Raw genomic sequence first — 16,819 nt, forward strand, 5'->3', positions numbered from 1 at the left:
CGCGGCCTCTCCCCCCTCCCCGGCTTTCTTTCCCCGTCCGTGAAAGGACCTCCCACCATGACCACCGCACTCGAACATCCTCCCGCGGTCCAGCAGGCCCCGGCCGCCCGGCTCGTCACCGGTGTCCTCGACATCGACGCGCAGGGGAAGGGGTATCTGCGGGCCGCGCACCTGCTGGCCTCCCCCGTCGATCCCCAGGTCTCGCCGAACCTGATCCGGCGCCATGGGCTGCGCAAGGGCGACCTCGTCGAAGGCGTCCGAAGTGACCGGCGCGCGCTGACCGAGGTCACCCGCGTCGACGGACACGGCCCGGCGGACGTGCGCGGCCGGCGTCACTTCCGCGACCTCACCCCGCTCCACCCGCGCGAGCGCATCCGCCTCGAACACCCCGGGTCGGGACTGGCCGGGCGCGTCACCGATCTCTTCGCGCCGGTCGGCAAGGGCCAGCGCGGACTCATCGTGGCCCCGCCGAAGAGCGGCAAGACGGTGCTGCTGCAGCAGCTCGCGGCCGCCGTGGCCGGCAACCACCCCGAGTGCCGGCTGATCGTCCTGCTGCTGGACGAGCGCCCCGAGGAGGTCACCGAGGTGCGCCGCTCGGTGCGCGGCGAGGTGTACGCTTCCACCTTCGACCGGACGCCCAAGGAGCACATCGCCCTCGCCGAGCTCGTCGTGGAGCGGGCCAAGCGCCTGGTGGAGGCCGGCGAGGACGTCGTGATCCTGCTGGACTCGCTGACCCGGCTGTGCCGGGTGCACAACAACGCCTCCGCTGCCGGCGGCCGCACCCTGAGCGGCGGTGTCGACGCGGGCGCGCTGCTCGGCCCCAAGCGGTTCTTCGGCGCCGCCCGCCAGGCCGAGGAGGGCGGCTCGCTGACCATCCTCGCCACCGTCCTGGTGGACACCGGCTCGCGCGCCGACGGCTACTACTTCGAGGAACTGAAGAGCACGGGCAACATGGAGCTGCGCCTGGACCGGGAATCCGCCGCCCGGCGTCTCTACCCCGCCGTGGACCTCGACGCCACCGGCACCCGCCGCGAGGAACTCCTGCTCACTCCGGCCGAGTTGACGGCCGTCCACGGTCTGCGCCGCGTCCTGCGCTCCCGCGAGGGCGGTCCGTCCGGTCTGGAGACCCTCCTGGAGCGGATGCGCTCCACCCCCGACAACGCCGCGTTCCTGCGGCAGATCCGCCCCACCCTGCCCACCGGCTGAGCCCGTATGCAGGCGGACGGGTGCGGCTTACGGGTTGCTCGCGTGGGCCGAACGGCCCTTCCAGCGCGTGAGACGGCGAACCCGTTCGTACGTTGATCACATGATCACCGGACTTTCTCATCGGGTGGCCGAGTCGGCCTGTGCCCTGTGCGTGGCGGGCGTGCTGGCACTCGCCCCGGCCACCGCCTCCGCCGGGCCCCGTACCGGGGAACCCGCTCCGCCCGCGCCCCGGGCGGCGATGCCCGGGCCGAACCAGCTCTACCGCTCCGGCGTCCTGGTCCGGCCGCACCAGGACGCGCCCCAGGTGCCGGACGTGTCGGCGCTGTCGTGGGTGGTGGCCGACGCCGGCAGCGGGGCGGTGCTGGCCGCGAGCAACGCGCACCGCAAGCTGCCGCCCGCGAGCACCCTGAAGACCCTGTTCGCCCTCACCGTGCTGCCCGCCCTGCCCGCCGGGATGCGGCACACCGTGCGCAACGCGGAGCTGGCGGACATCGGCCAGGGCAGCAGCCTGGTCGGCGTCCGGGAGGGACTCACCTACCGGGTGTCCGACCTGTGGCGCGGGGTCTTCCTCAACTCCGGCAACGACGCCGTGCACGTGCTCGCCTCGATGAACGGCGGCTGGGAGGCCACGGCCGCCCAGATGCAGACGAAGGCGCGCACGCTCGGCGCCTTGGACACCCATGTCGTCTCCCCCGACGGATACGACGCCGACGGCCAGGTGTCCTCCGCCTACGACCTGGCGCTCTTCGGCCGGGAGGGCCTGCGCAATCCCGACTTCGCCCGGTACTGCTCGACCGCGGAGGCGTACTTCCCCGGTGACGGCTCCTCGTACGGCATCAGGAACACCAACCGGCTGCTGACCGGCAAGAGCGGCGTGACGAAGTATCCCGGGCTGATCGGCATCAAGAACGGCTACACCACCAAGGCGGGCAACACCCTGGTGGCCGCGGCCCGGCACGGCGCCCGCACGCTGGTGGTGACCGTGATGAACCCTCAGGAGGGCGGCGGGTTGGCGGTGTACCAGGAGGCGCGCGAGCTGCTCGACTGGGGCTTCGCCGCGGCCGGCCGGGTGGACCCGGTCGGCTCGCTGGACGGGCTGCGCGTCAAGTCGCGGCCGGCGTCGAAGGCCAAGCCGGTGGCCGCGGCCACGTCGCAGGCACCGGACGACTCGGGCTGGCCGCGCCCCGCCGTCGTCGCGGGGCTCGCGGGGCTCGTCGCCGGCGCCGCGGTGGTGGCGCTGCGGGCCGCCGTGGTGATGGCGCTGCGGGCCAGGAGCAGGCGTGCCCCGCGCGGCTGACCCGTCGGCAGGCCGAGCAGCAACCCCAGCGTGATCCAGGTGTAGGTGTTGCTGCCGAGGAAGCCGCCGATGCCGGAGGCGTCGTCGAACCACAGCCAGACCACGCTCGTGCACAGCACCGCGTACAGGGCGCCCGCGATCCGCGGGTGCCCGGCGCGGAGCAGCACCGCGAACGACGGCAGCAGCCACACCAGGTGGTGCACCCAGGTGATGGGGCTGACCAGACAGGCAGCCGCTCCGGTGAGCGCGAAGGCCGCCGTCCAGTCACCGGCCCGCACCGCCTGCCGGGTCCGCCACGCCCAGACGCACAGGGTCAGCAGGACCGCCGTCGCCCACAGCGGGCGGCCCGGCTCGCCGAGCCGGGCCAGCACACCCTGGATCGACTGGTTCGACACGTAGTCGAGCCGGCCCACCCGGCTGGTGTCCCACAGCGCCTCGGTCCAGTAGAAGCGGGACGCCCGCGGATCCGCCCAGGCGGCCAGCGCGGTGGCCGCGAGGGCGACGGCCGTCGCGACAGCGGCCGCCCGGCGCCGCCCGGCGAGCAGCAGCAGGCCGATGAACAGGGCCGGCGTGAGCTTCACGGCGGCGGCGAGCCCGATCCCGGCGCCCGCCCAGCGCTCCCGGCCGGTCGCCAGCAGCAGGCAGTCCGCGAGGACGAGGGCGAGCAGCACCAGGTTGACCTGGCCGAAGCTGAAGGTGTCCCGCAGCGGCTCGAACAGCGCGAGCAGGCACAGGCACAGCGACCAGCGGTACCAGCCGTGCCGCCGCCAGCGTGCTCCGGCCAGGATGCGCAGGATGACTGCCAGCGCGGCCAGGTTGACCAGCAGGGACGCCACGATCGCCGCGTCCCGGCCCAGCAGCGCCAGCGGCAGCATGGCGAGCGCCGCGAACGGCGGATAGGTGAAGCCGTACGAGGTGCCCGGCACCTGGTAGTCGTAGATCCGCCCGGCGTGGTGCGCCCAGGTGTGCACGGTGCCGTAGTAGACGCGCAGGTCGAAGAAGTCGCGCAGCAGCGGCACGGTCGCCGTGAAGACGGTGACCGCGGCGCCGAGGACGAGGACCAGCAGCAGACGGCCCCTGGTCGTACGCGGCCCCCTCACGCCATGTGTCCCGGTGCCGGGGCCTGGGCCGCCTGGTGGGCCTGCCACAGGACGACCACGCCGAGCACGCCGCCGGAGACGGCGAGCACGAGTTGCCCGGCGTCGGCCGGGCCGCCGCTGGGCAGGACGGTGAGGGCGAGGACGCCGGCGAGGGCCGCGACCCGGTGCCGCACCGAGGTGCTGGGCGCGGCGGCGGCGATGAGGAACAGGCCCCACAGCACGTACCAGGGGCGGATCGCCGGGCCGAACACGGCGACCGTCAGCAGGCTGAGCCCGAGGGCGTACACCGGTCTCACGCGCAGCCGTAGCCATATCAGCGCCACGGCGACGGCGGTGGCGGCGAGGCCGAGCAGATGCCAGGCCGGCACGGCCAGCGGGGCCAGGCTGCTGCCGAGGTGCTCCAGCACGGCGCCGGTGGCGCGGCCGAGCAGGCTGGTCAGGGCCCAGTTGTGCGGGGAGACGGGGGTGGCCAGGGCACCGATCCAGCCGTAGCCGGTGCCGGCGACGGCGGTGGCGGCGACCGTCGTCACGGCGGAGGCGGCCGCCGCGGTCAGAACGGCCGGCAGCGGACGGCGTCCGGAGCGGACCTGGAGGGCCACGACCGCCAGCAGTCCGAGCGCGGCCGGCGCCTTGACCAGGGCGGCCAGGGTGACGAGGACCGCTCCGACGGCGCCGCCGGCCGGCCGTTCCCCGCGCGCGGCGACCAGGCCGAGCCCCAGCAGACCGAGCATCAGGGCGTCGTTGTGGGCGCCGGCGACCAGGTGCAGCAGGACGAGCGGGTTGAGGGCGCCGAGCCAGAGGGCGGCGGCCGGGTCGGCGCCGCTGTGCCGGGCGAGGCGGGGCAGCGCCACCGCCATCAGGGCCACGCCGAGCAGGGCGACCAGGCGCATGCCGAGCAGGCCGGCCGGCAGCTGACCGCGGGTCAGGCCGGAGAGCGCGGAGGCCAGGGCCATGAAGGCGGGGCCGTAGGGGGCGCCGGTGTGCTGCCACATCGGGGCCACCTCGTCGGCGAGCGGGCCGCCGAGCTGGGCCGGGCCGTGGGCGTAGACGTCCATGTGGGCGTCGACCATGGCGCCCTGCGCGAGATAGCTGTAGACGTCCCGGCTGAACAGCGGCGGCGCGAGCAGCAGCGGTGCCGTCCACACGGCGAGCACCAGCAGCAGGGCGCGCGGGGTGGGCGGCTGAGGGCCGCGCACCAGGCGGCCGAGGAGCACCCAGGCCGCTATCAGCAGGACGACACCGAAGTACACCCCGACCAGGCCGAGCGCGGCCTGCACCGAGGCGGGTGCCAGGAGGTCCTGCACGGGCAGGGCACCGGCCGTCTCACCGCCGAGCGCGAGAAAGGCGGTGCCGGCCAGCCCGAGCACCTGGCAGCGGCGGAGATCGACGGGGAATGCCATGGCCAACACTGCTTCAGCGTGTCAACGCCGGGTGGCCGGAAGGCGACGCTCCTCCCACCGGCGGGCGGCCCGCATGTGACCGGCATGTGAGCAACGATGACTTCCGGGCGTACGGGAGGTCACTTCTTCGCCCGTTTCGCATGGAAAGGACGTGATCACGGTGGCGGGCGATCCGCCTACGGCGCCGTCCCGCCCGCGCAGGCGGACCTGCTCGGCTTCAGCCTCGGCGGACCGACCGCGCCGGAGGTGGCGGTACGGCACCGGACCGGTCGGGCGGCTGGTCGTCGCCTCCGCGCCGTACCGGCAGGACGGCTTGTACGCCGCGGTCGCTCCCCACGCCGAGCGCTTTCAGGACCTGCTCGCCAAGTGCTCGGCGGCCGCGCGCGCCCCGCTGCCGTGGAGCGCCGAGGATCTGCGCGGACTGCGGGCGCCCACGCTGCCGGTCGTCGGCGACCGGGACTTCGTGCGGATCGGGCACGCGGCCGGGATGCGCGCGCTGATCCTCCACGCGGGCCGGTCAGAACACCGAGAGCCCGGTCAGCGTGGTGAACCGGTCGAGGGCCGCCACTCCGGCCACCGAGTTGCCCCGCTCGTCCAGGCCGGGGCTCCACACACACAGCGTGCACCGGCCCGGGACGACGGCGATGATCCCGCCGCCGACGCCGCTCTTGCCGGGCAGGCCGACGCGGTAGGCGAAGTCCCCGGCGGCGTCGTACGTCCCGCAGGTCAGCATCACCGCGTTGACCTGCTTGGCCTGGCTGCGGGTGAGCAGCCGGCCGCCGTCGGCGCGGATGCCGTGCCGGGCCAGGAAGCCGGTGGCGAGGGCCAGGTCGGCGCAGGAGGCGGTGATGGAGCACTGCCGGAAGTACTGGTCGAGCAGGCTCGGCACGTCGTTGTCGATGTTGCCGTAGGACGCCATGAAGTGCGCGAGGGCCGCGTTGCGGTCGCCGTGGGCGGTCTCGGAGGCGGCGACCTCCTTGTCGAAGTCCAGGGTGACGTTGCCGCTCTCGGTGCGCAGAAAGGTCAGCAGTTCGCCGGCCGCGTCTCCGGTACGGGTCTGGAGGCGGTCGGTGACGACGAGGGCGCCCGCGTTGATGAAAGGATTCCGCGGGATGCCGTTCTCGTACTCCAGCTGGACCAGGGAGTTGAAGGGGTTGCCGGAGGGCTCGCGGCCCACGTGCTCCCAGAGTTCGTCGCCCTCGCGGGCCAGGTCCAGGGCCAGGGTGAAGACCTTGGTGATGGACTGCGTGGAGAACGGCTCGCGCCACTCCCCCACCCCGTACACCGTGCCGTCCAGCTCGGCGACGGCCATGCCGAAGCGGCGGGGATCGCAGGCGGCCAGGGCCGGGATGTAGTCAGCGGCCCGGCCGCGGCCGGGCGTGCGCTCGATCTCCTCGGCGATGCGCTCCAGGACCGGCAGGAAAGTGAGGGACGACGTCGTCATGATCACCATTGTGCCTCCGGACCGGCCCTGGAGCCCACTCGCATGCGGGTTGATATCTGCCCGTAACCGCAGGTCAGGCGGCAGGTGCCCTGCTGCCCGCGACGACCTCGGGGCGCAGCAGGTCGGCGAGGCGCTCGGCCGGCAGAAGGCCTTTCTCCAGGACGAGTTCGGCCACGCCCCGGCCGGTGACGAGCGCCTCCTTGGCGATCTCGGTGGCGGCCGTGTACCCGATGTGCGGGTTCAGGGCGGTGACCAGCCCGATGGAGTTCTCCACGGTGGCGCGCAGCCGCTCGGTGTTGGCGGTGATGCCGGCCACGCACCGCTCGGCCAGGGTGAGGCAGGCGCTCTGCAGGTGGGTGACGGACTCCGACAGGGAGTGCAGGATGATCGGCTCGAACGCGTTGAGCTGGAGCTGTCCGGCCTCGGCGGCCATGGTGATGGCGACGTCGTTGCCGATCACCTCGAAGGCGACCTGGTTGACCACCTCGGGGATCACCGGGTTGACCTTGCCCGGCATGATGGACGAACCGGCCTGCACCGGCGGCAGGTTGATCTCACCGAGGCCGGCACGCGGGCCTGAGGACAGCAGTCGCAGGTCGTTGCAGCTCTTGGAGAGCTTCACCGCGATCCGCTTCAGCACACCGGACATCTGCACGAAGGCACCGCAGTCCTGGGTGGCCTCGACCAGGTTGGCGGCGGTGACCAGCGGCAGGCCGGTGATGTCGGCCAGGTGCCGGCGGGCGGCCTCGGCGTACCCGGCGGGCGCGTTGAGTCCCGTACCGATGGCCGTTGCGCCCAGGTTGATCTCATGGATCAACTCGACCGCCTCGGCAAGACGGCTGCGGTCCTCCTCGATCATGACGGCGAACGCGGAGAACTCCTGACCGAGCGTCATCGGCACGGCGTCCTGCAACTGTGTACGGCCCATCTTGAGCACGTCACGGAACTCGACGGCCTTGCGGGCGAAGGCGTCCTGCAGTACGGCCATCGCCTTGAGCAGTCCACGGACCGCGAACACCGTCGCCACCTTGACGGCGGTCGGGTACACGTCGTTGGTCGACTGGCCCAGGTTGACGTCCTCGTTGGGGTGCAGATACGCGTACTCGCCCTTGGCGTGACCGAGCAGCTCCAGCGCCCGGTTGGCCACGACCTCGTTGGCGTTCATGTTGGTGGACGTGCCGGCGCCGCCCTGGATGACGTCGACGACGAACTGGTCGTGCAGCTTGCCCGCCCGGATCTCCTGGCAGGCGGCGACGATCGCACGCGCCTTCTCCGGCGCCAGCAGGCCGAGTTCCTCGTTGGCGAGTGCGGCGGCTTCCTTGACGGCGGCCAGGGCGTCGATCAGGTGCGGGTAGGCGGAGATCGGGGTGCCGGTGATGGGGAAGTTCTCCGTCGCGCGCAGGGTGTGCACACCCCAGTACGCGTCGGCGGGTACGTCACGGTCGCCGAGCAGGTCGTGCTCACTGCGCGTGGTGGCGGCGGTCATGAGGAAACGGTCCTCTTTCTGAGGTACGGAAGTGAGGGCGCCCCGAAAGGGGCGCGGGGCTGTGTCGATGTGCGGCTACCGCCGCGTGTGCGCGATCGACCACGGACGGCCGGCGGACCGGCGGCGGACCGCAGTCCCCTCTGGAATCGACGGATCCCTATGCGCAGGCGGGAAGCTCGACAGGGTCCAACGCACGCACCGCACGCACCCGGCCCACCGGCTCCCCGCCGCCCAGCAGCGGCTCCCCCGCGAACGCGGTCAGCGACTCGGGATCCACGCCCGCGCGAACGAGCGCCGCCGCCGCGACCGGAATCCGCGCCCGGTTCGCCCCGTCCGCGATCTTCACGGCGATGGCACGGCCGTCAGGAAGGGCAGCGACCTGCACGCCCTCGAAGCCGTCCTTCGCGAGCAACCCCGGCACGGCCCGCATCAGCGCCGCCACGTCGCGCCCCGCACCGGAGGCCATCTCGGCGTGGGCGCGCATGGCGTCGGCGACCCGCGCCTCGGGCGTGCCGGGGGCGGCCGTGGTGATCCGGGACAGGGCGCGGGCGAGGCCGTGCAGGGAGATGGAGAACAGCGGCGCGCCGCAGCCGTCCACGGAGACCCGGGCGACCCGCTGTCCGGTCAGGTCCTCGACGATCTCCTGGATGGCCTGCTGCAGCGGGTGCTCGGGGTCGAGGTAGTCCTCCAGGGACCAGCCGTTGACCTTGGCGGTCCACAGCATGGCCGCGTGCTTGCCGGAGCAGTTCTGGGCGAGCCGGGAGGGCGTACGGCCCTCGCGCACCCAGGCGTCCCGGACGGCCGGGTCGAACGGCATGTCGGGGACGTTGCGCAGGTCGTCCTCGGTGAGTCCGGCGAGTTCGAGGATGTGCCGGGTGCCGGCGAGGTGGCGCTCCTCGCCGGAGTGGCTGGCGGCGGCCAGCGACAGCAGTGCGCCGTCGAGCGGCAGCCCGGCCCGCAGCATGGCCACGGCCTGGAGGGGCTTGACGGCCGAGCGCGGGTAGAAGGCGGCCTCGATGTCGCCGAGCTGGAACTCCACCGTGCCGCCGGCGCCGAGGACGACGACGGAGCCGTAGTGGATGCCCTCGACGACTTCACCGCGGATGAGGTGGGCGACCGGGGCGTGGAGGGGCTCGCGGACGACGGGTGCGTCCGCGGGGGAACTGCTGTACATCACTGCCTGCATCGTTGGGTCGGGGTCGGCCGGTACGCGGGTCACGCGTCGGCGCCGGTGGACGTGCGGGATATCCGGCTGCGGATGCCGTACCAGCCCGCGACCAGGGTTGCGACGATCAGCGGCAGACAGAGCACGGTGGTGCGTCCGGCGCCGCCGTCGGCGTACATGAGGACCAGGACGGAGGCGAGGAACGCCAGCGTCACGACTTCGGTCCAGGGAGAGCCCGGCAGCCGGTACGACGGCCGCATCAGTTCACCCTTCCGGGTCTTCTGCCAGAAGAGCAGGTGACACAGCATGATCATGCCCCAGGTCGCGAGGATGCCGATCGCCGCGAAGTTGAGAACGATCTCGAACGCGTCGGCGGGGACGACGTAGTTGAGGCCCACGCCGAGGACACAGATACCGCTGGTGAGCAGGATTCCGCCGTACGGCACCTGGCTGCGGCTCATCCGCGCGGTGAACTTCGGCGCCGACCCGCTCATGGCCATGGAGCGCAGGATGCGGCCGGTGGAGTACAGGCCGGAGTTCAGCGAGGACATGGCGGCGGTGAGCACGACCAGGTTCATCACGTCGCCGGCCGCGGGGATGCCGATGTGCGACAGGACGGTCACGAAGGGGCTCTCGCCGGCGCTGTAGGCGTTCCAGGGCATCAGCATGGACAGCAGGACGACGGAGCCGACGTAGAACAGGCCCACGCGCCACATGATCGAGTTGATCGCCTTCGGCATGATCTTCTCGGGGCTCTCGGTCTCACCGGCGGCCACCCCGACCAGCTCGACGGAGGCGTAGGCGAAGACGACACCCTGGATGATCAGCAGCATCGGCAGCAGGCCGTTGGGGAAGATGCCGCCGTTGTCCGTGATCAGGGACGGGCCGGGGTGGTGGCCGACGACCGGGTGCTGGGTGACCAGCAGGAAGATGCCGATGCACATGAAGACGACGAGTGCGCCGACCTTGACGATCGCGAACCAGAACTCCAGTTCGCCGAAGATCTTCACCGAGATCAGGTTCACGGTGAGGACGACGGCCAGGGCTATGAGCGCGATCACCCACTGCGGGATGTCGGAGAACATGCCCCAGTAGTGGGTGTAGGTGGCGACCGCGGTGATGTCGGCGATGCCGGTGGTCGCCCAGTTCAGGAAGTACATCCAGCCCGCGGTGTAGGCGCCCTTCTCACCCAGGAACTCCCGGGCGTACGACACGAAGGCGCCGGAGGACGGGCGGTACAGGACGAGTTCGCCGAGGGCGCGTACGACCATGAAGGCGAAGACGCCGCAGACGGCGTAGGCGATGAACAGGGACGGCCCGGCGTCGGCGAGCCTGCCGCCCGCGCCGAGGAACAGGCCGGTGCCGATGGCTCCGCCGATGGCGATCATGTTGACGTGCCGGTGCTTCAGGCCTTTGCTGTAGCCGGCGTCTCCGGCGTCGACATGGCCGGACGAGGGGCGCGTCTCGTCTTTGAGGTGCTGCTCGCTCACGCCTCGGGTCCGCCTTCCGTGGGGAGATCGTCCGTCCGCTGGGGACGCACGATGTCGGTGAGGGTCGTCTCGACGCGGTCCAGGTGGTGGCTCATGGCCTCCACCGCGTCGTGTTCGGAACCGTCGATCAGCGCCTCGACGATGGCCCGGTGCTCGCGGTTGGACTGCTCGCGGCGGCCGCCCAGCTCGTTGAGGAAGGCCGACTGACGCGCCAGTGCGTCGCGGATCTCCTCGATGACCCGGCGGAAGACCGGGTTCTGGGCGGCCTCGGCGATCGCGAGGTGGAAGAGGGTGTCCATCGCGACCCAGGCCGTGGTGTCCGTCTCCCGCTCCATGCGGTCGAGCAGATGGGCCAGGTGGTCCAGGTTCTCCGGGGTGCGCCGCACGGCCGCGTAGCCGGCGACGGGGATCTCGATGTGCCGGCGCACTTCCAGCAGGTCGCTGGCCGCGTAGTCGCCGAACGTGGGGTCCTCCACGGCGTTCGCGACGACGAAGGTGCCCTTGCCGGTCCGGGAGACCGTGAGGCCCATCGTCTGCAGCGCGCGCAGCGCCTCGCGCAGCACGGGCCGGGACACCTCGAGGGTGCGGCACAGCTCGGCCTCGGAGGGGAGCTTGTCGCCTATGGCGTACTCGCCGCGCTCGATGGCGCCGCGGAGGTGGGCGAGGACCGCTTCCATGGCGCTCACACGCCGGGGACCCAGACCACCTGTCTGGCTGTCTGACAGGTTCACGGGAGCGATCCTGCGGGTTGCGCGCCAGGACTGTCAAGGCGTTCCGTAAGAAAACATTCACGGGGCGCGGCGCCTGAATGCAGGCATCCGCACCCCGTGGGTGATCAGGAGGGTTCGGTCAGGCGTTGAGCACGCCCGCGCCGAGCAGGCCGAGCAGGCCCACGCCGATGACGATCCGGTAGATCACGAAGGCGTTGAAGGAGTGCTTGGCGACGAACTTCAGCAGCCAGGCGATGGAGGCGTAGGCGACCACGAACGACACGATCGTGCCGACGGCCAGCGGCGCCGCGCCCACACCCGCGCCGAGGGCGTCCTTGAGCTCGTAGACACCGGCGCCGGTCAGGGCCGGGATGCCGAGGAAGAAGGAGAGCCGGGTGGCAGCGACGCGGTCGAGGTCCAGGATGAGCGCCGTGGACATGGTGGCGCCGGAGCGGGAGAAGCCGGGGAAGAGCAGGGCGAGGATCTGGGAGCAGCCGACCCACATCGCGTCCTTGAACGAGGTGTCGTCCTCGCCGCGCTTGTGCCGGCCCATCTGGTCTGCGGCCCACATCACACCCGAGCCGACGATCAGCGAGCCCGCCACCACCCACAGCGACCCCAGCGGCCCCTCGACGAGCTTCTTGGCGGCAAGGCCGACCACGACGATCGGGATGGTGGCGGCGATCACCCACCAGGCGAACTTGTAGTCGTGGTGGTAGCGCTCCTCGCGGTTGGTCAGACCGCGGAACCAGGCGGAGACGATCCGCTTGATGTCCTTGAAGAAGTACACGAGCACGGCGGCGATGGCGCCGACCTGGATGACGGCGGAGAAACCGACGACGGACTTGTCGTCGACGGGGATGCTCATGAGCCCCTCGGCGATCTTCAGATGACCGGTGGAGGACACCGGGAGGAACTCGGTCACCCCCTCGACTACTCCGAGGACGACGGCCTGACCGACGGAGATGGCGCTCATGGGATCCAGTTCTGAGGAGAGTTGGTCGACATTGCTGTAGACAGTACTTGCTGCGCCCGGCGCTCTGGCAAGCGCCTAGGCCCACAGGGCGCCGGCGATCGAGACACCCGCGAACGCGGCGGCGAGCCCCGCCACCACGCTCGCCACGACGTTGGCGGCAGCGTAGAGGCCGGAACCGGCCTCGGTCAGCCGCAGGGTCTCGTAGGAGAAGGTCGAGTACGTCGTCAGCGCTCCGCAGAACCCGGTGCCCACCAGCAGCTGCAGATGGGGCCCGGCCGCCCCGGCGGAGAAGGCGCCCGTGAGCAGCCCGAGGATCAGCGAGCCCGTGACGTTCACCGCGAAGGTCCCCCAGGGGAACACCGAGTCGTGGCGGGCCTGCACGGCACGGTCGGTGAGATAGCGCAGCGGTGCGCCCACCACGGCTCCCGCGATGACGAGCAGCCAGTTCACAACGACTTCTTACCCTTCGGATCCGTGCCCTCGGGGTCGCCGGCGCGCCCCACGTACCGGACGACCTCGCACTCCTCCAGGGTCACGAGCCCCTCGTCGACGAGTTCGTCGAGCTGCGGCAGGAACGCCCGTACCCGCTCCTCGGTGTCCACGACGACAACCGCCACGGGCAGGTCCTCGCTCAGGGACAGCAGGCGGGAGGTGTGGATGCGGGAGGAGGCGCCGAAGCCCTCGATCCCCCGGAAGACGCTCGCCCCGGCGAGTCCGGCCGCGTGCGCGCGGTGCACGATCTCGGAGTAGAGGGGCTTGTGGCGCCAGGTGTCGTCCTCGCCGATGTAGACGGTCAGCCTGAGGGCCGGGCCGGTGAGTGACGTCATCGCTTCCTCCCGATCAGCACCCGGCGGGCGGCGACAGAGGCGAGCCACACCGCGGCGAGGGCCGCGCACAGCGTCGCGGCGAGATAGCCGAGCCCGAGGCCCGGGCGGCCGGCGTCGACCAGCTTGCGGATGTCGACGGCGTAGGTGGAGAAGGTGGTGAAGCCGCCGAGCACGCCGGTGCCGAAGAAGGGGCGTACGAGGCGGTGGGCGGCCCACACGTCGGTAATGAGGACCATGAAGACACCGATCACCGCGCAGCCGACGACGTTGGTCAGGAACGTCGCCCAGGGGAAGCCGCCCGGCGGCGTGGGCCAGGCGAGGGCGAGGCCGTAGCGGGCACACGCGCCGAGGGCCCCGCCGAAGGCGACCACCGCGACGACGGGCATCTGGGCACGCCACTCGGACCGCCGCCGTGGGGTGGGACGGGCACGGAGGCTCTGGGCTTCCGGGGCTGTCATGCGGTTGCGTCTCCTGTACGGCCTGCCCCGACGGGTGATCACGGCCGGGCACCAGCGTACCGCCGTGTCAGCGGGCCGCGGTCCGCGCGCAGACCGCGACGCCGGGCTCCCACAGGCTGCCGAGGACGAGGTGGTCCCCGCTCACGCAGACGCTGGTGACCATGCGGAATCCGGAGCGGCGGCGGGTGAGGTGCCGGACGGTTCGTCCGGTGTCGTCGAGCGCCATCACCCCGATCGTCCCGCTCGGACGGTACGGCGCGTGCACGGCGGCCCGGGCGGCGGCGGCGCGCACGGCGGGCGGGGTGCGGTGCAGCAGCTCCAGCGGCGGGACCCGGGGACTGGCGAGCGCAACCCAGAGCGGGCCGTCGGGGCCCTCGCGCCAGAGGTTGTCCGGCATGCCAGGCAGCGTGGCGAAGGGATCGGCGTGGCCGGCGCGCGGACCGGTGAGGTGGTAGCGGGTGAGGCGGCAGGCGCCGGTCTCGGCGATCACCAGGAAGGAGCCGTCGGCACCGGCCGCCAGGCCGTTGGCGAACTGCAGCCCGTCCAGGAGGACTTCGGGCTCACCGCCCGCGGGCGGAAGGCGCAGCAGCCGTCCGGTTCCGGTGTGTTCGGCGATGTCGCCGATCCACTGCTCCAGTGGGTAGCGGCGGCTGGAGACGGTGAAGTACACGCTGCCGTCCGGCAGGGCGACGACATTGCTGCAGAAGCGGAGCCGCTCCCCCGCCGCCGAGTCCGCGAGAACCTGGACGGTGCCGGTGGCGCCGTCCGCGGGGTCGACGCGCAGCAGTCCGCGTTCCGCGTCGCACACCAACAGGCCGCCGTCCGGGAGCGGTTCGAGCCCGAGAGGACGGCCGCCGGTGTCCGCCAACACCTCCACACGGGACGTGCGCGGGTCGCCGAGACCGTGGACGCGCAGGATCCGGCCGTCCTCCACTCCGGTCAGCACGCGGCCGTCCGCGTCGGCCACCACGTCCTCGGGGCCACGGGCGCCCAGCGAGAGGTAGTGGAGCGGGAGGAGTTCCGTGGGTCGGTCCATGCGCGTGCCCTTCGCGGTCGGTCGGCCCATTCCGAGTCTTTCGTCCCCTCACCACCCCTTCTCGAAAACCCGGGCCACCTCCGCGATGCGGATCTCGTCGCGCCGGTAGCACGTGCCCCGGCAGCTGCGGCGAGTGCGCAGCAGGCCGAGGCGGGTGAGGAAGTCCAGGTGGGCGACGGCGGTCCGGCGGGGCACGCCCAGCTTGGCGGCCACGGCCCGCGCGGTGACTCCCCTCTCGGCGAGGTCGCGGCGACGGGGCGCCGGGAAGTGGGCCGCGGGCTCCTTGAGCCAATCCAGAATCGTCTGCCGCATCCGGCCCGAGGGAGTTCCCATCATCCGTCCGCCTCCGTCCCCGACCTGCTCGTTACGCAGTGTTCCCACTGTCGCGCGGCCGACTCCGCCGCGTCCCGGACTCGGCGGTCGTTGTCCGGTACCGAACGGCCGTACGACTGAGGAGGGGGCATATGACCCCGGAAAATCGGCGAAGGCCCGGCCGCCCCTTACGGCCGGGCCCGTCACCGGTGGTTCAGCGGTGGCTGAACCACGTCATGGAGGAGAGCGCCTTGTCGTCGTAGCCGAACAGGGCCTGGTTCTCCCAGCCGTTGCCGGAGGCTGCGTCGGCCGGGTCCCAGCCGTTGCCGGGGACGGCGGTCCAGGTCGCCTCCCAGTAGAAGACGCCGAGACCGCGGTGGTTCGGTACGGCCTCCACGATGCTCGCCACGTCGTTCATCCACTTGGTCTGGCCGGCCACGGTCGCCGGGTAGCCGGAGACCAGCTCGCCTGTGGTGTCGATCTGGTTCTCCAGGGCGTCGTCCTGGGCCAGGTTGAAGGCTCCCCTCCCTGGGGGGAGGGGATGCGTCGCCCTCCAGGGCTGAGTGGGGATTTACGGCTCAGGCCGCCGCCGGAGCCGGCGGCTCGGGTGGTCTTACGCCCTCGACACCGTCCGGGTTCCAACCTGCCCGGACCAGCATCACGCGGGCGGAGTTCTCGTCCCTGGGGGACACCGCTCCACACACGGTGCAGGTATACGTTCTCATCGACAGAGGCAGTGCGTGCTTGGTTCTCGCTCCGCACGTGGCACAGTCCATCGTGGTGTGCGCCGGGTGCACGAGACGGACCTCCCGCCCGTGCTTGCGGCCCATCTCGCACAGGGCACGCTTCGTCGCGGCGATGGCGGCATCGGCCGCCTTGCGGGCCATGGTCGTCTTCGCCAGGAACCTCGGCCGAAAGTCCTCCACCGCAACCCCGTCATGGCCGCGCACCACGGACTTGGCCCACTTGCGGGCGGTGCCCTCGCGCTGCCGCGCGATCTTCTTGTGCAGCTTCGCCGCCTGTGCCTGCGCCTTCCGGTAGCCCGCGGATGCGGGCTGTCCCTTCGAAGGCCGGCGCCGGGCCATCATCCGCCGGTACCTCGCCAGCCGCTGCGCGGCCCGCCTGCCGTGCTCGGCATGCGGCAGATCGTAGGCGTCGTCGGTGGTGGTGGCGGTCTCCTTCACCCCCCAGTCCACGCCCAGGACGCGGCCGCTCTCACAGAGCGGCTCAACCTGAGCCGGGACGACGAAGGACGCATACCAGTGCCCGAGGCCGTCCTGGTACACCCGCACACTCGACGGGCCGGCGGGCAGCTCCCGTGACCACACCACCCTCAGCACGATCCGGCCCGCCAGGTGCAGGCGGCCGTCCTTAAGGCGGAAACCGCGCCTGGTGTAGTTGAGGCTGGGCCGCGCCTCCCGCTTCTTCTTCCACCTGGGCATCCCGGCCCGGCGCTGCTGCGGCAACCGGTTCTCGATGTCCTTCAAGGCCTTCGCACGGGACTTGGCAAAGTCGCGTATCACCTGCTGCTGAGGCACGCTCGCGCCCTCAGCCAGCCACGGCGTCACCCCGCGTGCCTCGGTCAGCATCCTGTCCAACTGCCCCGGACCACACGTCAGCTTCTCGCCCGTCGCCCGGCCCTGCGCGTGCACCTGCTGGGACTTCGCGACGCACTCATTCCAGATCCAGCGGCAGCGATCCCACTCCGCTTCCAATGCCCGCCGCGCGGCAGCCGACAGGCGCACACGGAAGGTGTACCGGGCATGCCCGGCGTCCTTCGTGGTCGCCTCTGTCGTCATACATCCGAACCTACCCGAGAGCACTGACAGTTGAGAGCTCTTGATCATGGTGGGCGACATCACCGCCGTGCGGGGTGGACGCCGGATCGCCCTGACGGCGATCCGGCTATCCC

At 71.8% G+C, this 16,819-nt stretch carries 16 protein-coding genes and 2 pseudogenes; 2 read left to right on the forward strand and 16 right to left on the reverse strand.

The genetic code is table 11. The features are described from left to right. Positions 1 to 57: 57 nt before the first annotated feature. On the forward strand, positions 58 to 1,206 hold the full coding sequence (rho, locus tag ACIBJF_RS27760; RefSeq protein WP_399177714.1) for a transcription termination factor Rho: 1,149 nt from the start codon (positions 58 to 60) through the stop codon (positions 1,204 to 1,206). 238 nt (positions 1,207 to 1,444) lie between these two features. Continuing rightward, positions 1,445 to 2,140, forward strand: a pseudogene (locus ACIBJF_RS27765) (D-alanyl-D-alanine carboxypeptidase family protein); the annotation flags it as partial. Positions 2,141 to 2,199: 59 nt separating this feature from the next. On the opposite strand, the gene ACIBJF_RS27770 reads toward ACIBJF_RS27765, so the two are convergent. From ACIBJF_RS27770 to ACIBJF_RS27845, 16 genes and pseudogenes are all read right to left on the reverse strand, one after another. Beyond that, positions 2,200 to 3,603 carry a glycosyltransferase 87 family protein gene (locus tag ACIBJF_RS27770; protein ID WP_399177716.1) on the reverse strand — a complete coding sequence of 468 codons (1,404 nt, stop codon included), beginning with the start codon at positions 3,601 to 3,603 and terminating at the stop codon, positions 2,200 to 2,202. Next, the gene (mptB, locus tag ACIBJF_RS27775) at positions 3,600 to 5,003 is read right to left on the reverse strand and encodes a polyprenol phosphomannose-dependent alpha 1,6 mannosyltransferase MptB (protein WP_399177718.1); all 1,404 of its coding nucleotides are present in this window, start codon (positions 5,001 to 5,003) and stop codon (positions 3,600 to 3,602) included. The genes ACIBJF_RS27770 and mptB overlap by 4 nt, the downstream gene beginning before the upstream one ends. 217 nt (positions 5,004 to 5,220) lie before the next feature. Continuing rightward, the gene (locus ACIBJF_RS27780) at positions 5,221 to 5,481 is read right to left on the reverse strand and encodes a hypothetical protein (protein WP_399177720.1); all 261 of its coding nucleotides are present in this window, start codon (positions 5,479 to 5,481) and stop codon (positions 5,221 to 5,223) included. Between the two features lie 39 nt (positions 5,482 to 5,520). Beyond that, positions 5,521 to 6,456 (reverse strand): glutaminase, encoded by a 936-nt coding sequence (locus ACIBJF_RS27785; RefSeq protein ID WP_399177722.1) that lies wholly within the window; start codon positions 6,454 to 6,456, stop codon positions 5,521 to 5,523. A 64-nt stretch (positions 6,457 to 6,520) separates the two neighbouring features. Further along, entirely contained in the window at positions 6,521 to 7,933 is a 1,413-nt protein-coding gene (aspA, locus tag ACIBJF_RS27790; RefSeq protein ID WP_399177724.1) for an aspartate ammonia-lyase, read from the reverse strand. A gap of 157 nt (positions 7,934 to 8,090) precedes the next feature. Further along, positions 8,091 to 9,107 (reverse strand): asparaginase, encoded by a 1,017-nt coding sequence (locus ACIBJF_RS27795; protein WP_399177726.1) that lies wholly within the window; start codon positions 9,105 to 9,107, stop codon positions 8,091 to 8,093. Between the two features lie 41 nt (positions 9,108 to 9,148). Continuing rightward, positions 9,149 to 10,588 (reverse strand): amino acid permease, encoded by a 1,440-nt coding sequence (locus ACIBJF_RS27800; RefSeq protein WP_399177728.1) that lies wholly within the window; start codon positions 10,586 to 10,588, stop codon positions 9,149 to 9,151. Further along, positions 10,585 to 11,265 (reverse strand): FadR/GntR family transcriptional regulator, encoded by a 681-nt coding sequence (locus tag ACIBJF_RS27805; protein WP_399177810.1) that lies wholly within the window; start codon positions 11,263 to 11,265, stop codon positions 10,585 to 10,587. The genes ACIBJF_RS27800 and ACIBJF_RS27805 overlap by 4 nt, the downstream gene beginning before the upstream one ends. Positions 11,266 to 11,437: 172 nt before the next feature. Next, positions 11,438 to 12,274, reverse strand: a complete 837-nt coding sequence (locus ACIBJF_RS27810) for an undecaprenyl-diphosphate phosphatase (protein ID WP_399177729.1) — start codon at positions 12,272 to 12,274, stop codon at positions 11,438 to 11,440. A 75-nt stretch (positions 12,275 to 12,349) separates the two neighbouring features. Next, the gene (gene crcB, locus ACIBJF_RS27815) at positions 12,350 to 12,724 is read right to left on the reverse strand and encodes a fluoride efflux transporter CrcB (RefSeq protein WP_399177731.1); all 375 of its coding nucleotides are present in this window, start codon (positions 12,722 to 12,724) and stop codon (positions 12,350 to 12,352) included. Continuing rightward, positions 12,721 to 13,101 (reverse strand): DUF190 domain-containing protein, encoded by a 381-nt coding sequence (locus ACIBJF_RS27820; protein ID WP_399177732.1) that lies wholly within the window; start codon positions 13,099 to 13,101, stop codon positions 12,721 to 12,723. The genes crcB (ACIBJF_RS27815) and ACIBJF_RS27820 overlap by 4 nt, the downstream gene beginning before the upstream one ends. Continuing rightward, entirely contained in the window at positions 13,098 to 13,559 is a 462-nt protein-coding gene (crcB, locus tag ACIBJF_RS27825; RefSeq protein ID WP_399177734.1) for a fluoride efflux transporter CrcB, read from the reverse strand. The genes ACIBJF_RS27820 and crcB (ACIBJF_RS27825) overlap by 4 nt, the downstream gene beginning before the upstream one ends. A 67-nt stretch (positions 13,560 to 13,626) precedes the next feature. Continuing rightward, a complete protein-coding gene (locus ACIBJF_RS27830; RefSeq protein ID WP_399177736.1) occupies positions 13,627 to 14,595 on the reverse strand; it encodes an SMP-30/gluconolactonase/LRE family protein in 969 nt (322 codons plus the stop codon). Positions 14,596 to 14,643: 48 nt separating this feature from the next. Then, positions 14,644 to 14,931: a helix-turn-helix domain-containing protein gene (locus ACIBJF_RS27835; protein WP_351804966.1), complete on the reverse strand. Its 288-nt coding sequence runs from the start codon at positions 14,929 to 14,931 to the stop codon at positions 14,644 to 14,646. A gap of 190 nt (positions 14,932 to 15,121) precedes the next feature. Further along, positions 15,122 to 15,424, reverse strand: a pseudogene (locus ACIBJF_RS27840) (glycosyl hydrolase 53 family protein); the annotation flags it as partial. Positions 15,425 to 15,485: 61 nt separating this feature from the next. Then, entirely contained in the window at positions 15,486 to 16,706 is a 1,221-nt protein-coding gene (locus tag ACIBJF_RS27845; RefSeq protein WP_399177738.1) for an RNA-guided endonuclease InsQ/TnpB family protein, read from the reverse strand. Positions 16,707 to 16,819 lie beyond the last annotated feature (113 nt).

This window comes from Streptomyces sp. NPDC050743, from assembly GCF_044456925.1.
In the GTDB taxonomy this organism is placed as follows: Bacteria; Actinomycetota; Actinomycetes; order Streptomycetales; family Streptomycetaceae; genus Streptomyces.